The organism is Caballeronia sp. DA-9, from assembly GCF_051615025.1.
GTDB classification, from domain to species: domain Bacteria; phylum Pseudomonadota; class Gammaproteobacteria; order Burkholderiales; family Burkholderiaceae; genus Caballeronia; species Caballeronia sordidicola.
In genome coordinates this window covers 1,522,427-1,534,604 of the sequence record NZ_CP195132.1, presented here as the reverse complement: position 1 = coordinate 1,534,604, position 12,178 = coordinate 1,522,427, and the positions used below count along the sequence as shown (strand labels likewise).

Genomic DNA, 12,178 nt, shown 5'->3' with positions numbered 1-12,178 from the left:
TCAAGCCGCGCTGGAATCCCGCGCGTCCTGCAAGACGTCGATCCCGGCTTCGGGTTCACGATACATCGAGAGCGCCGCGGCCGCTTCGCCTAGCAGGGCGCTCACCTGATCTATCGCCGGCGCGACGTATTCGTCGATACGCCTGAGATACGGGCAGGTCAGCGTCGCGACGGCCTGACCCGACGGTCCGAGCACTGGGAAACTCACGTCCATCACGCCGAACGTCTGCTGGCTCTCCTTATGCAGGAAGCCGTCCGCCCGGATCTTCGCGTACGCGCCCTCCAGTGCGACCGGATCCAGCGGGGTTTCGCCTTTGACTTGTGTGTGTTCGGCGAGCATGTGCACGCGCTGTTCGGCGCTTTGGAACGCCAGCGTCACGCGGCCCGAACCAGTATCGATCAAGCCGATACGCGCACCGAGCCGCACAGAAATTCCCCACGTGCCCGGTCCATCGACCTGCGCGATCACCAGCAGATTGCCCCGGTCATAAGTGGCGAGATGACACGACTGCTCCGCCCGATCTGCGAAGCGCTGCATGACCGGCAGGGCTTCGGTGATGAGACGGTTCATCGGCGGATGGCGGTGTGCGAGCGCGTACAGCTTGAGGCTCAGCGAATACCGGTCACCCGCGGGCGAGCGCACCACATATTGCCGCGCGACCAGCCGCTCGAGCATCCGATACATCTCGCTCGCATTGCGCCCGAGCGACTTCGTGATCTCCGCGCGCGTCAATCCGTCCTTCTGTTCGGCAAGCAACTCGAGGATGTCGAGCCCTTTATCCAGGGCGGGCGCGCGGTATCGGTCGGCGTCGGTGGGATCTTCTGCCTGCATGTCGGCCTTGATAAACACTGAAAGACAAGATGCTAAGGGAAAACACGGACTGTTCCAGCGCGCAGTAAGCTTGACTTCGACTTGTCCGCATATGAATAATACGTTCACTGATGAATGATTGTACTGATACAAACCCGCGCTGCGAATACAGTTGGCGAAACGAATCAAGGAAGTTTCTCGTGCCGCAAACCCCGCATGACCGAGTCGACGCACGGCGTACCGACGCTCGCTTGATACTTCAGAGCCCGCAAGACAACTGCCTGATTGCGGGAGCGTGTCTTCTCGTGGGGGAGCGCGTCGAAATCGAAGGGCAGTTTGTCACGCTCGCGAAGACCATCGACCTTGGACACAAGGTTGCGCGATACGCGCTGCAAACTGATCAGAAGGTGCTGCGCTACGGCGCGATCATTGGTCACGTCAGCTCGGACGTTCAGCCCGGCGACCATTTGCATACCCACAATCTCGAGAGCGACTACCTCCCGACCTATACCCACGACGCCGGCCACGCGTTCGTGGATCATCGGGAAAGCCAGGCTAAATGACAGCACTCAACGCTCCCCAACTCCAGGGCTTCTTGCGTGCCGACGGCCGCAAGGGCATTCGCAACGTGATCGCGGTTGCTTATCTCGTGGAGTGCGCACATCACGTGGCGCGCGAGATCGTCACGCAGTTTCGCCCCGCATTCAATTCGCTCGATGCCTTCGATGACCCCGGCACGGAGCCGCCCGTTCATCTGATCGGCTTTCCGGGCTGTTACCCAAATGGTTATGCCGAAAAGATGATGGAGCGGCTGACCACGCATCCGAACGTGGGCGCGGTGTTGTTTGTATCGCTCGGATGCGAAAGCATGAACAAGCACTATCTTGTCGATGCCGTGCGCGCGAGCAGCCGTCCCGCCGAAGTCCTGACGATCCAGGAAAAGGGCGGTACGCGCAGCACGATCCAGAACGGCATCGACTGGATTCGCGAGACGCGCGCCGCGCTCGCTGCCCAGCCAAAAGTGCCGATGGCGCTCGACGAACTCATCGTCGGCACGATTTGCGGCGGTTCAGACGGCACCAGCGGAATCACAGCGAATCCCGCTGTCGGCCGCGCGTTCGATACACTTATCGATGCCGGCGCTGCCTGCATCTTCGAGGAGACCGGCGAACTTGTCGGTTGCGAATTCCATATGAAGAGCCGCGCGGCGCGGCCGGAGCTCGGGCAGGAAATCGTCGCGTGCGTGGACAAGGCGGCGCGCTATTACTCGATTCTGGGCCACGGCTCGTTCGCGGTCGGCAACGCGGATGGCGGCCTCACGACGCAAGAAGAAAAATCGCTGGGTGCGTACGCAAAAAGCGGCGCGTCGCCTATTGTCGGCATCATCAAACCGGGCGACATTCCGCCGGTCGGCGGTTTGTACCTGCTCGACGTCGTGCCGGACGGCGAACCGCGCTTTGGTTTCCCGAATATCAGCGACAACGCGGAAATCGGCGAATTGATAGCGTGTGGCGCGCATGTGATTCTATTTACGACCGGGCGCGGTTCGGTCGTCGGTTCCGCCATCTCGCCGGTGATCAAGGTCTGCGCGAATCCAGCAACGTATCGTAATCTGTCCGGTGATATGGATGTCGATGCCGGCCGCATTCTGGAAGGCCGCGCAACGCTCGACGAGGTAGGCCGCGAAGTATTCGATGTCACCGTGAAAGTCGCGGCGGGCGCCGCGTCCAAGTCCGAATCGCTTGGTCATCAGGAGTTCATCCTGACGTACAAGACGTTCGATCCCGTCGGTCCTGCATGTCTGCCGGCGAACGCGACGCCGCGGCATGCGGTATCGATTGCTTCGGTTTGAGTGATCACGCGATGAACCCCATCACCGGAAATCCCGTCGTGAAAAAGCGCAAGGTTGGAAAAACGTTGCTGGAAGTCACGGCGTTGTCGTTGGGCAGTGCGCCACTTGGCGGCTTGTATCACGATCTGTCGGAAGAAGACGCGCAAGCTACGGTCGACGCCGCATGGCAAGCCGGCATCCGTTACTTCGATACCGCTCCGCACTATGGCCACACCAAAGCCGAACATCGGATTGGCGATGCGTTGCGGCGCTATCCGCGTGAAGACTACGTGCTGTCGACCAAGGTCGGACGCCGCTTCGTGCCGCGCACGACACCATACGATGGCAGCGAAGGCTGGTCCGACCCGTTGCCGTTCCAGGCCATCTACGATTACACCTACAACGGCATTCTTCGTTCATTCGAAGATAGTCAGCAGCGTCTCGGCATTGTTGATATCGACATCGTGCTGATTCATGACATTGGCCGCGTCACGCATGGCGAGAAGAACGCTTTTTACTGGCGGCAACTCACGAACGAAGGCGGGTTTCGCGCACTCGATGAACTGCGCGCATCGCGCGGAGTGAAAGCGGTTGGACTCGGTGTGAACGAGGGCGCAGCGGTGCAGGAAGCGATGGCGGAATTCGACATCGATTGCGCGCTTCTCGCCGGCCGATACACGTTGCTGGAGCAAGCGGTTCTCGACGATCTGCTGCCGCAGTGCGAGAAACGCGGCGTCAGCATTTTGCTTGGCGGCGCATTCAACTCGGGCATTCTTGCGCGCGGCTTGACGCATGACGTGCCGCCAAAAGCGATCAACCAGAAGTTCAACTACGGCGACGCGCCACAGTCGATTATCGAGCGTGTCGACGCGCTTGAACGGATATGCCGCGAGCATGGCGTTGCCTTGTCGAGCGCGGCCCTTCAGTTTCCTTATGCGCATAAAGTTGTCGCCACCGTGCTGATGGGGGCGCGCAATCCCGACGAAGTGCGGTTGAACGCCGCGTCGTTTGCCGATCCATTGCCGGCCGAATTATGGGACGCGTTGCGAGCGGCCGGATTGCTGCATGCATCGGCGCCGGTGCCCGCGCGTACCCAAGAAAACGCGCCATGACCGTTGAATCTGTCGATTCGCATCAGCATTTCTGGGACCCTTCTCGCGGAGACTACGGCTGGTTGACGCCGGAGCTAGGCGCGCTGTATCGCGTGTTTGGTCCGGATGATCTGAAGCCGCTTCGCGACGCGGTGAATGTCAGGCGCACGGTGGTTGTGCAGGCCGCGCCCACCGTCGATGAAACCCGTTATCTGCTCGATCTCGCGCGCAACAATCCCGATATTGCAGGCGTAGTTGGCTGGGCCCCGCTGGACGCGCCGAACGCCGCTGGCTTGATCGATAAACTGGCACGCGAGCCGAAATTCAAGGCTGTGCGTCCAATGCTGCAGGACCTGCCCGATGATCGATGGATCGAGAATCCCGTGCTGACGCCGGCCATTCATGCGCTGATCAAAAACGACCTTGCCTTCGATGCTTTGATTTTCCCGCGCCACATTGCATCGCTAAAGATATTTGCGGAGCGTTTTCCTGATTTGCGGATCGTCGTCGATCACGGCGCGAAGCCACAAATCAAGGATGGCGAGGCCGCGTGGCAAATTTGGGCGGACGGTATTGCGGAACTGGCGGCGCTGCCGCAAGGATTGCGTTGCAAGTTGTCGGGTCTCGCAACCGAAGCCGCGCCGGGTTGGACAGCGGAGAAACTCAAGCCTTACGTCGATCATCTTTTGCAGCACTTTGGCCCCGATCGCTTGATGTGGGGCAGCGACTGGCCGGTGCTGAACGTGAATGGCGACTATGCGCAATGGCACACGGCGGCGCGGCGGTTGACGTCGCATCTGGAAGCAGCACAACAGCAGGCCATTTTCGGCGATACCGCGCGGACTTTTTATCGCTTGTAAATATGAGTGAATTGCATGAACAAATCCGCGCGGTATACACGGAATTTCGCATCGGCAATCGCAACGAAAGCCTTGAATGGTAAAAATACGTGTCATGCGGATGTTATGGTTCTACCGCACATTCGCTGAAACGCCGCTTCCAGCGAACCAGGCAGCGCCTGACGGCACAGAACACCTCACCAACCGAATCAAAACCTGAAAACTGAAGGATCACTCACGATGAAACTGCTGCGCTTTGGGCCGAATGGTCAGGAAAAACCGGGTTTGCTGGATCAGAACGGCAAGATTCGCGATCTGTCGAATGTCATTGACGATATCGCCGGCGAAACACTCTCGGATGCCACGCTCGCGAAGCTCCGCGCAGTCGATCCGGCCACGCTGCCTGAAGTAACGGGCGAACCGCGCATTGGCCCGTGCGTGGGGCGCGTGGGCAAGTTTGTGTGTATCGGATTGAATTACGCGGATCACGCCGCCGAATCAAACCTGCCGGTGCCGACCGAACCGGTGCTGTTCGGCAAATGGACGAGCGCCATCTGCGGTCCGAACGACGACGTGGAAATCCCGCGTGCATCGAAAAAGACCGACTGGGAAGTCGAACTCGGCGTGGTGATCGGCAAGCATGCAAAGTACGTCAGCGAAGCGGACGCGCTGGATTACGTGGCCGGATATTGCGTGATCAATGACGTTTCCGAACGCGAATGGCAAATCGAGCACGGCACGCAATGGGACAAGGGCAAGGGATTCGACACCTTCGGCCCGCTCGGTCCGTGGCTTGTCACGAAAGACGAAATCCCCGATCCGCAGCAACTGGATCTGTGGCTGGAAGTGGACGGACACCGCTACCAGAACGGCAACACCAGGACCATGGTTTTCGGCGTCGCGGAACTGGTCGCGTATCTGTCGAAAGTAATGAGCCTGCAACCCGGCGATGTCATTTCCACCGGCACGCCGCCAGGCGTGGGCATGGGCGTGAAACCTTCGCCCGTTTATCTGAAGGCCGGCCAGACGGTTCGCCTCGGCATCCAGGGCCTGGGCGAACAGCGGCAACGTATGGTCGACGCAAAATAAGCGACTAGCCTTAAAAAGCTAACGAAAGAGGCCGTTCCTGCATCAGCTGGAACGGCCTCTTTTCTTTTTAGCATGCCGAAAACCGCTCAAGCGCTCACCGGCTCCAGTTCTGCCGCCATTTCGCTGATCCTGTGAATTGTTCCTTGCGCCACCGCGACAAGCCGCTCAGTGCCGCCATCGGTGACATATACGTCGCATTGACATGTTGCCTGCGTCATTCCCGCGTAGATCACGCGAGCGCGGGCGAGCAATGTGCCGGAGACGGCGGGCCGCAGATAATTGATCTTGTATTCGCCGGTGACGACCTTCGGACCCAGGCGCAGCGCGCCGGCAAAGGTCAGGGCGTTATCGACTAGATAACTCACCACGCCACCGTGCACAAAACCGTGCTGCTGCCTGAATTCATCGCGGATGGTCAGACATAGCGTGAGACTCGTGGAGTCGACCTGCATGAGTTTCGTTCCCAGCAAGGCGCTAAACGGCTGCGCGTTCAACGCGCCCCGTGCGATATCGACAATTTCGGCCATTCGGACACTCCTACATTTGGTTTCGGTCCAGTCAGCTTGAGTCCCATCCATCCGCGCCGGGGCGAAGGTCATCGGCGCGGTCCTGCAGAGACTGTAGGTAGCGCGTCTCAACTGCGCAAGGACGATCTCTACTTCGCGGACAAAATACTGGTTTAAATGATCTTTCGAAGCGATTTGAACGAAAGGCGGCCGATGTTTTCAGGCGTGAATGCGAAACGCCTCGCGCGGGGGCGAGGCGTTTAGAAAGTGCCGGATACGCGTGAATGCGTCAGGGCAACGCGTCGTAGGCGGTTGCGAGATGGTAGGGCGTGGTCGAGGGCATTTCCGCGCGCACGATACCGCCATGGGCCGTCTGGCTTTCGATCCACCCGTGCGGGCGCAGGAAACGCTTCGTGAAGCGCTCGATCTGCGCGGGCAGTTGCGCGCGCACCGCGCCACCGGCGTGGGTGGCAAGCGCGCGCAGATATTCGGTCTGCGCCCAGATACGCTGCGTCGAATCAATGACATCGCCATGCTCATTGACCGATGCCGCTACGCCACCCGTCAACGGGTCCACGCCGTACTGCTGCACGAAGTCGAAAGCGCGCATGAGCGCGCGGTTCAGCCCAGCCGCTTCAAACGCCGCGTGCCCGCTGCCTTCCACAAGAAACAGCCACTCGAACTGATGGCCCGGTTCGAGCCAGTTGTTGGCGCTTCCCATCGGCAATTCGGCGATACACCCCGTTTCCCGATGCACGAAGGCGCGCGCCAAGGCCGCCGCGAGCTTGTTCAGCCGGCGATCGAACACGGCGTCACCAGTGGTCTTACGGGCTGCGAGCCACGCCTCGGTCAGGTGCATCAGCGGGTTTTGCAACGCAGAACCTGATGCGGTGGAAAAATCCTCGGTCATCGCGGATTGGAACAGGTCGCCTTCGGCGCTCATCCGGCTTTCGATGGTCGCCGATGTCTCCTCCAGCACCGCCAGCGCGTTATTTGCAGCCGCCGGCAATGCGCGCCTGGCATATTCCGCACACGCGAAGATCACGAATGCGTGCGTATAAAGATCCTTCTGCCGCTCATGCGGTGCGCCGCTTGCGTCCACGCTATAGAACCAACCGCCGTTTTGCCTGTCCTGAAAATAGGTCTGAAGCGAATCGAACAGCGTATCGGCGTGACCGATGTCTCCGGCGTGCGCGAACACGAACAGTTGCCGGGCGCATGCCATGGCGCGGTATCGATGCGCGGGGACCGGCGTCACGCCGTCGCTGGCGACAGCTTCGTACGCAAGACGCATGGCCGGATTGAAGCCTGGCCCGCGCCATATGGGCAGCACGACACGCTCATAATGCGCCCTGAGGGTCGCGCAGGTCGCGCTGGTCGGGGATGTTCCAGCGGTGAAATCAGGGTCGTGCATACGGCTTTATCGATGATGGTTGAGCCCGGCGGCGTTCGCCACCGGACGCGGGCACCAAGGATAAATCAAAACGGCCGCGCGTCGGGATATCAGGCGGTTTCCTGCCTGCATTTGAGCGAAACACGCGTCCGCTCGGCTGCCCGCTCCGCCATGACCAATATAAAACGCGTTCATAAGGAGAAACTCACTCATGTTAGGCAATCTGGAACTCATCGCCCGGCTCGTACTGGCCGCCGCGCTTGGCAGCGTGATCGGCTTCGAGCGCGAACGGCTGTCATGGGCGGCCGGACTGCGTACGCACATGCTCGTGTGCGTGGGATCGACGCTCATCATGATCGTGTCGGCGTTCGGTTTCGCCGATGTCCTCGGCAGTGACCACATCGTGCTCGATCCATCGCGGATCGCGGCCCAGGTCGTGTCGGGAATCGGTTTTCTTGGCGCGGGCTCCATCTTGCTGCGCGGCGAGATTGTCCGCGGCCTCACGACAGCGGCAAGCCTCTGGTCGGTCGCGGCAATCGGACTTGCGGTGGGCGGCGGCCTCTACACCGCGTCGATAGCGGCAACCATCATCATCCTGATCATTCTCGCAGGGATCAAACCGCTGGAGCGGCGTTTCATATCTGTGAAGCAGCGCCGGCAATTGACCTTGCTCGTCGATCGCGGCACGTTGAATTTTCATGCGCTGCACGAAGCGCTCGGCGCCGGCAGCGTGCGGGTGAAGCAGTTCGTCGTGCAACAAAGCGATGATTCCGCCGACCTGGATGAAGTGCAGATTTCGCTGTCACGGGTGTCGTCGACCGAATATGAGGCGATTTGCACCCGGCTGCGCGCGCTGGAAACCGTGCGCGAGTTCAAGGAAGAAGGCGCGATGTAGCAGGGCGAATGCTTAAATTGTCAGCGTCCGGCATGCGACAATGCGCCCCGAAAATTCCTCCGTGCCAGACGGTCTGCCATCGGCTTGTTTTGTGAAAGGCTGCTGCGCACCTGCGCGTCTTGCTTGCCGCGCCGTTGTTGTTCATCGACTTATGCCCGATTCCGCTGTAAATCCTGCTCGTCCCGGCGTTTCTCCTGCTTTGGCCGATGGCCCTGCAGCCAATCCGCCCGCCGCGATGGACTCTGGCGCCAGGTTCGTTCGCGCAGCGCGATCAGCGCAGCGGCCCACCACGCCCCCCGTGCCGTACGGCGCGCCGACGCTCGACCTGTTCGCCGAAGATGCCGAGCGCGCAATGCTCCAGGCATTGAACACTGATATCCGGCAGTGCATGCTGCCGGGCTTCGAACTGCCCGAAGTCTTTATGGCGTCTGTGGAGGCTGTAATGGCGGCGGCGAATGCGGACGATCACACGGCATCGACACGCCAGCCGCGGCGCGGGTATGACTCACGGAACGATGACGCCGCTATAACGGCTTCCGTCGCGACGGACGGCGCACTCAATGGTGAGTTACCGTTCGCGCCGCCAATCGCCTGATTGTTGACGGGAATTTCCTTCTAAACAAATTTACTTCCTGGCGACTCGTTCTCGGGCCATTCTCATGGCAACTGGAGCCGCTGCGGTGCTCGAATCATGCGCGTACAAAACGTACCGGGGTTAAATCCGGTAACAGCTACTGATTCGCAGTCTGCAGCGTCGCTCGCCTGTTGCAGAAATGCAGTGATGTAGAAAAACTACGGGAAAAATGTTGCGTTGCGCTAGGAAACGGTCAGTGAAAACCCTATAATGATGACTAAGGGATAACCCTGAACCACTTAACGGAGTCTGACATGAGCTACCTCTTCGCACTGCTGCAAAAATTCGCATCGCTGTTTGAATCACCGCATCTCCCCATGGACTCGGATTATTCTTATCAAGCCCGCCAGCGCGAGGCCGAGCGTGTTCGCAAGGCACGTGGCACCGTTTTTGGTATCCGTCTGTGAGCTGTCCTGAAAGCAGTGCGGACTGCGACGAAAAATGAGCCTGTCTTTGTTTTTTCTTGACATCTGATTTTCGTAGTGCAGTCTGCCTGTTTTCGTAGTTTGAAGAATTTGTAGTTTTTCTAGCTTGAAATTGTTTTACCGATAGCCCCTTTGTTCTTCGGCCGTCGTTTCTGCCATCCTGCATGTTCTCCGCGCTGCTTCCTGCGCTCGCTGTTGTGCTTTTTCCGCTTCAATCTTGCCGTTTCCTGCTGTCCCAGAGCGAACCGAACAACGCACATCCAATATTACGAATGCATAAAAGACGGTTTAATGAAATCGTTTCGTAATTAAGCGAATGGCACGGCACCATTTCATATTTTTATCGCTTACATATCGCGTGCGGAGACCCGCTGAAACATCAGCGCGTATGGGACTCAAAAGCCTGTTCAATCAGTGGCTTATATGTCTCGCAAACAGACGCCCACTGGTCTTCTTATTGATACGAACACTTACAAGCGCTCACGTCGTGCAATCTGCGTGATGGCTAAAGTGATTCCAACGACGCGGCACTGACACAGCACATCGATCAATTCGCTGCGCGTCTTTTTGAGAAGCTAAAACGGGAGAATAGTCATGAAAACCTCACGCACAATCATTGCCGCCATGCTCGCTGGCGGCGCGTTGTTCAGCGCTACGGCGGCATTTGCGCAAGTAGATAACGGCATGATCCACGGGCCGGCAATGCAGCAAAGCTACGGCGAACCGCACATGATGAAAACGGCCGTGGTCATCAACCTGGGCTGGCACGGCGACCGTTATTGGGATGGGCACCGTTATTGGCAGCGCGACGAATGGATGCGCAATCATCCGCATGACTCAGGTCCGCATCACCCGCCGCACGCAGAGCGCCACGACGACCATCGTCACGGCTGATCGGGCGAGTTGAAGTCCGGTTGAGTTGCACGGCGAACGCCGGCTGCTTTAAAAGGCAGCCGGTTTTTTTTCGCCCCGAATCTGGCGACGGGATTCAAGTCATAGCCCATTTGGCTGAGCCGCGTGTTTGAGGTTGCTGCGCTATCCTTGTTGCCACGGGAGGCGAACCTTACCCGCAACCGGTCTTGAAGCAACGGAGAGAACTTGAATCAAATCACTATTGGCGTAGTGGGCAGCGGCCTGATGGGCGTCGGCATTGCAACACAGGCGGCGCTGCACGGCTATGCGACCATCGTTCATGACATTGACGCTGGGCGGCTCGTGTCGGTGCACGCAAAAGCGGCGGCGATCCTCGACGAATTGATCGACGCCAACGTGTTCCATGCGGACGATAAAGCGAGCGTGCTCGGCCGTATTGAAACCACGGACAGGCTGGAACGGGTGGCCACGGCGGGCTTTATCGTGGAAGCCATTCCCGAAGTGCTCGAACTGAAAAATCGAACCTATAAAGCGCTCGAACCGTTATTGCGTGACGACGCCATCTTTGCCAGCAATACCAGCGGGTTTCCGCCCGATCTTCTCGCGCAGGTGCTGCGCAACAAGTCCCGGTTCGTGATCGCACACTTCTGGAATCCGCCGCATACCATTCCGCTCGTCGAAGTCGTTCCGGGCACCGAAACCGATCCTGAAGTCACGCGGCGCACCGCGGACTTGATGACGGCAATCGGTATGGAGCCGGTTGTTCTGACAAAGGCAATTCCGGGTTTTGTCGGCAATCGGCTACAGTTCGCGGTGCTGCGCGAGGCGCTGGCTATTGTGAGGTCGGGCGCGGCAACGCCCGAGGTTGTCGACGCAGTCATGAAAGCGTCGCTTGGACGGCGTTACGGCATGGTCGGGCCGCTGGAAAGCGCGGACCTGGGTGGCCTCGACACGCTGCTCGATATTGGTTTGCACCTGATGCCGGAACTCGCAAAAGATGAAGACGTATTGCAACTGATGCGCGAGCGCGTGGAAAAAGGTCATGTGGGCGTGCGCAGCGGCCAGGGCTTTTACGACTGGAGCGACGCGCACCACGCGCGCGTGAAGGCGGGGCGCAAGCGCCTGATTCACCACACCGCAAAAAAGGCCAGGAAAACCCATGAGTGAAAGCAGCAATAACTCCGGCACGCACTTCTATCATCCCGACGAAGGTCATCAGCTTCGCCACGATCCGTTCAAGGCGATCGTCGCGCCGCGGGTGATCGGCTGGATATCGAGCCAGGACATCAACGGCCACGTGAACCTCGCGCCCTACAGTTTCTTTGGCGCGTTCGCGACGTTTCCGCAGATCATCGGATTCTCGAGTGAAGGGTACAAGGACAGCATCAGGAACATCGAGCAGACCGGCGAGTTCGTGTGGAACCTGTCGAGCAGGCCGCTTGCCGAGCAGATGAACCAGACATCGGCGCCAGTGCCGCATGAGGTCGATGAGTTCGAGCTTGCCGGGCTGACCAAGGCGCCGGGCGTGAACGTGGCCGTGCCGCATGTGGCGCAGTCTCCCGCCGCGCTCGAATGCAAGCTGCTGCAGATCATCCGGCTCAAGACGCTCGACGGCACGCCCATGAACAACTGGCTTGCACTCGGCCAAGTGGTCGGCGTGCATATCCGCCGCGAGTTCCTGAAGGACGGGATCTTCGATACCGCCGCTGCTCAGCCGATCATGCGCGCAGGTTATCGCGGCGATTATGCGGGCATTGGCGAAATGTTCGAAATGATCCGGCCGGCGTCATAA

The 12,178-nt window shown here is 59.4% G+C and carries 14 protein-coding genes; 11 read left to right on the top strand and 3 right to left on the bottom strand.

Going from position 1 to position 12,178, the window contains the following annotated elements:
- Positions 1-831 (bottom strand): IclR family transcriptional regulator, encoded by an 831-nt coding sequence (locus tag ACRWA7_RS13260; RefSeq protein ID WP_438391403.1) that lies wholly within the window; start codon positions 829-831, stop codon positions 1-3.
- 179 nt (positions 832-1,010) lie between these two features.
- Between ACRWA7_RS13260 and ACRWA7_RS13255 the strand changes: the two genes are divergently transcribed.
- The 5 genes from ACRWA7_RS13255 to ACRWA7_RS13235 all read left to right on the top strand — a co-directional run bounded on the left by ACRWA7_RS13255 (position 1,011) and on the right by ACRWA7_RS13235 (position 5,660).
- The gene (locus ACRWA7_RS13255; protein WP_438391402.1) at positions 1,011-1,373 is read left to right on the top strand and encodes a UxaA family hydrolase; all 363 of its coding nucleotides are present in this window, start codon (positions 1,011-1,013) and stop codon (positions 1,371-1,373) included.
- A complete protein-coding gene (locus ACRWA7_RS13250; protein WP_438391401.1) occupies positions 1,370-2,662 on the top strand; it encodes a UxaA family hydrolase in 1,293 nt (430 codons plus the stop codon). Before ACRWA7_RS13255 ends, ACRWA7_RS13250 begins: the two co-directional genes overlap by 4 nt.
- A gap of 11 nt (positions 2,663-2,673) precedes the next feature.
- Positions 2,674-3,753, top strand: a complete 1,080-nt coding sequence (locus ACRWA7_RS13245; RefSeq protein ID WP_438391400.1) for an aldo/keto reductase — start codon at positions 2,674-2,676, stop codon at positions 3,751-3,753.
- Positions 3,750-4,592, top strand: coding sequence for an amidohydrolase family protein (locus ACRWA7_RS13240; protein ID WP_438391399.1), 843 nt, complete (start codon positions 3,750-3,752; stop codon positions 4,590-4,592). Before ACRWA7_RS13245 ends, ACRWA7_RS13240 begins: the two co-directional genes overlap by 4 nt.
- A gap of 219 nt (positions 4,593-4,811) precedes the next feature.
- Entirely contained in the window at positions 4,812-5,660 is an 849-nt protein-coding gene (locus tag ACRWA7_RS13235; protein ID WP_438391397.1) for an ureidoglycolate lyase, read from the top strand.
- An 86-nt stretch (positions 5,661-5,746) separates the two neighbouring features.
- Here ACRWA7_RS13235 and ACRWA7_RS13230 read toward each other — a convergent pair whose 3' ends face one another.
- Together ACRWA7_RS13230 and ACRWA7_RS13225 are read right to left on the bottom strand one after the other, a co-directional pair.
- Positions 5,747-6,187 (bottom strand): PaaI family thioesterase, encoded by a 441-nt coding sequence (locus tag ACRWA7_RS13230; RefSeq protein ID WP_060817861.1) that lies wholly within the window; start codon positions 6,185-6,187, stop codon positions 5,747-5,749.
- Between the two features lie 268 nt (positions 6,188-6,455).
- Positions 6,456-7,580: an AGE family epimerase/isomerase gene (locus tag ACRWA7_RS13225; RefSeq protein ID WP_438391396.1), complete on the bottom strand. Its 1,125-nt coding sequence runs from the start codon at positions 7,578-7,580 to the stop codon at positions 6,456-6,458.
- A gap of 190 nt (positions 7,581-7,770) precedes the next feature.
- Between ACRWA7_RS13225 and ACRWA7_RS13220 the strand changes: the two genes are divergently transcribed.
- The 6 genes from ACRWA7_RS13220 (at position 7,771) to ACRWA7_RS13195 (ending at position 12,178) form a co-directional block, all read left to right on the top strand.
- Entirely contained in the window at positions 7,771-8,454 is a 684-nt protein-coding gene (locus ACRWA7_RS13220) for an MgtC/SapB family protein (RefSeq protein ID WP_060817859.1), read from the top strand.
- Positions 8,455-8,605: 151 nt separating this feature from the next.
- The gene (locus ACRWA7_RS13215; RefSeq protein WP_438391394.1) at positions 8,606-9,049 is read left to right on the top strand and encodes a hypothetical protein; all 444 of its coding nucleotides are present in this window, start codon (positions 8,606-8,608) and stop codon (positions 9,047-9,049) included.
- A gap of 293 nt (positions 9,050-9,342) precedes the next feature.
- The gene (locus ACRWA7_RS13210) at positions 9,343-9,495 is read left to right on the top strand and encodes a hypothetical protein (RefSeq protein WP_167353905.1); all 153 of its coding nucleotides are present in this window, start codon (positions 9,343-9,345) and stop codon (positions 9,493-9,495) included.
- Between the two features lie 612 nt (positions 9,496-10,107).
- Positions 10,108-10,407, top strand: a complete 300-nt coding sequence (locus tag ACRWA7_RS13205) for a hypothetical protein (RefSeq protein WP_060817857.1) — start codon at positions 10,108-10,110, stop codon at positions 10,405-10,407.
- Between the two features lie 243 nt (positions 10,408-10,650).
- Positions 10,651-11,553: a 3-hydroxyacyl-CoA dehydrogenase family protein gene (locus tag ACRWA7_RS13200; RefSeq protein WP_438392785.1), complete on the top strand. Its 903-nt coding sequence runs from the start codon at positions 10,651-10,653 to the stop codon at positions 11,551-11,553.
- Positions 11,546-12,178: a flavin reductase family protein gene (locus tag ACRWA7_RS13195; RefSeq protein WP_438391393.1), complete on the top strand. Its 633-nt coding sequence runs from the start codon at positions 11,546-11,548 to the stop codon at positions 12,176-12,178. Before ACRWA7_RS13200 ends, ACRWA7_RS13195 begins: the two co-directional genes overlap by 8 nt.